This is a genomic window from Pseudomonas sp. MF08817, from assembly GCF_059862705.1.
The window spans coordinates 1-2,635 of sequence record NZ_JCBCUY010000085.1 but is presented as its reverse complement, the minus strand read 5'-3'; the positions used below and the strand labels follow the sequence as shown (position 1 = coordinate 2,635).

Here is a 2,635-nt window from a genome sequence, read left to right as displayed (position 1 = left end):
TGCGTATTTCGGCCTATCGTGACCGCCCGTTTCGGTACATCGTGACCGACCATTTCGCTAACGCGTGACCGCTCATTTCGCTAACAACGTGACCGATTTTCCGCCTGTTCCGAAACAGCCGGTCACGCTCTTACCGAAATGGTCGGTCACGCTGTTAGCGAAATACCCTCCACTCCGTTGCGCATGACCTGACGCGCCGCCACCCTCAGTCCCATTTCGGGGAATCGAAGGATGGCGGCGCAGCGAGTAGCCATGCGTAATATCAAAGAATGCCTGCGCCTCAAGTTCGAGGCCGACCTGTCCCACGACAAGATCGCCCGCGCCTTGCAACTGTCCAAGGGCGTGGTCAGCAAGTACATCAAGGCGGCGCGCGACACCGGCATCGAGTGGCCCGCGCTGGCTCTACTGGATGAGGCGGCGCTTGGCGCCGCCCTGATTCCGGCCGCCAAAGTCGTGCACACACGCGGCGACCGCGTGTTGCCCGACGTGATCACCCTGCACCGCGAACTACGTCGCAAAGGCGTGACGCTACAACTGCTGTGGGAGGAATACACCGCCGCTCATCCCGACCAGCCAACCTACCGCTACACCCAGTTCGTCGAGCATTACCGCTGCTACGCACGGACGCTCAAACGTTCGATGCGCCAGCAGCACCGCGCGGGCGAAAAGCTGTTCATCGACTACGCCGGGCCCACGCTGCCGGTGATCGACGCCGCCACCGGCGAGATCCGCCAGGCCCACATCTTCGTCGGAGCCCTCGGCGCCTCGAACTACACCTACGCGTGCGCCACGCCGGGCGAGACCCAGGTGGACTGGCTGACGGCGTTGAGCCAGGCCCTCAGCTACTTCGGTGGCGTCCCCGAAATGATCGTCCCGGACAACCCTCGCGCCCTGGTTGCCCGGCCTGACCGTTATGAGCCGGGTCTGAACCGCGCGGCACTGGAGTGCGCCCAGCACTACGGCGCCATCATGCTCCCGGCGCGCCCGCGCAAGCCGCAGGACAAAGCCAAGGCAGAGGTAGCGGTGCAGGTAGTCGAGCGCTGGATCATGGCGCGGTTGCGGCATCAGCAGTTCTTCAGCCTGCATGCGCTCAATCAGGCCATCGCCGTCTTGCTGGAGGACTTGAACCGACGCCCGTTCAAAAAGCTCGACGGATGCCGACGGGACTGGTTCGAGCAACTCGACCAGCCAGCGCTCAGGCCGCTGCCGGCGCATCCGTATGAGGTCGTGACCTTCAAGCGCTGCAAGGTCAACATTGATTACCACATCGAAGTGAATGGCGGCTTTTACAGCGTGCCCTCGGCCTTGGCCCGGCAAAGCGTCGACGCCAGAGTGAGCGCCCATACCGTCGAAATCCTGCATGGCCACCGGCGAGTCGCCAGCCACCTGTTGCTCCCGCGGCGCGGCGCCTACAGCACCCAGAGCGAACACATGCCGGCCTCGCACAAGGCCCATCGCGACTGGACGCCTCAGCGCCTGCTCGACTGGGGCGAGCGGATCGGCCCGCACGTCCGGCAGATCGTCGAACATCAACTGACCCACAAACCCCATCCGGAGATGGGCTACCGCTCCTGCCTGGGCTTGCTCTCGCTGGCTCGCCACTATGGCAACGAGCGTCTGGAGGCGGCAGCCAGCCGCGCCGTGCAACTGCGCGCGCTCAACAGCCGCACCGTACGCAACCTGCTCAAACAAGGGCTCGACCAGCAACCGCTGCCCAAGGTCACCGCCGCTCAACCCGCCTGCCACGAGAACGTGCGCGGTGCCGACTATTACACCCAAAAGGAGCTGTTCAATGATGACGCAACACACGCTTAATCAATTGCACCACCTGCGCCTCAGCGGCATGGCCAAGGCGCTGGAAGAGCAGTGGACACTGCCAGCCAGCCACAGCTTGAGCTTCGATGAGCGGCTCGGCCTGCTGCTCGACCGCGAGCTGGCCTGGCGCGACAACAAACGCCTGGAGCGACTGCGCAAACAAGCCAAACTCAAATACGCCGGCGCCTGCCTGGAAGACCTCGACCGCCGCCAAGGCAGAGGACTGGACGAACGCCAGCTCGCAACCCTGGCCGGCGGTGACTGGATCCGCCAACAGCACAACCTGTTGCTGACCGGCCCAACCGGCGTCGGCAAAACCTGGCTCGCCTGCGCTTTGGGTAACCAGGCCTGCCGCCAAGGCTACAGCACGCTCTACCTGCGCACGCCACGCCTGCTGGAACAACTGCGGATCGCCCACGGCGACGGCAGCTTCGGCCGCACGCTGCAACAACTGGCCAAAGTCGACGTGCTGATTTTAGACGACTGGGCGCTGGCGCCGCTGGAAGAAAATGCCCGGCACGACTTGCTGGAAGTGATCGACGACCGCGCCGGCTCGCGGTCGACGGTACTGACCAGCCAACTTCCGGTCGATCACTGGCACGGCTGGATCAACGATCCGACAGTGGCCGACGCCTTGCTGGATCGGCTGGTGCACAGCGCGTATCGAATCGTGATGAAGGGTGAGTCGCTGCGACGTAAAAAGACGGAAGAAGAAGCGGCATCGTGACCGATGCGGTTAGAATTTAGACCCCGCGCAATCGGGTGGAGAAACCGGTCACGTTGTTAGCGAAATGACCGGTCACGATGAGCGAAATACGCA

2 protein-coding genes are annotated in these 2,635 nt (G+C 63.6%); both read left to right on the top strand.

Features of this window, described 5'->3' with window-relative positions; all coding sequences use genetic code 11:
- The first annotated feature begins 231 nt into the window (after positions 1 to 231).
- Positions 232 to 1,815, top strand: coding sequence for an IS21 family transposase (istA, locus tag AC19YR_RS24650; protein ID WP_024264894.1), 1,584 nt, complete (start codon positions 232 to 234; stop codon positions 1,813 to 1,815).
- Positions 1,793 to 2,542, top strand: a complete 750-nt coding sequence (gene istB, locus AC19YR_RS24645) for an IS21-like element helper ATPase IstB (protein ID WP_024264895.1) — start codon at positions 1,793 to 1,795, stop codon at positions 2,540 to 2,542. The genes istA and istB overlap by 23 nt, the downstream gene beginning before the upstream one ends.
- The last annotated feature ends 93 nt before the right edge of the window (positions 2,543 to 2,635 follow it).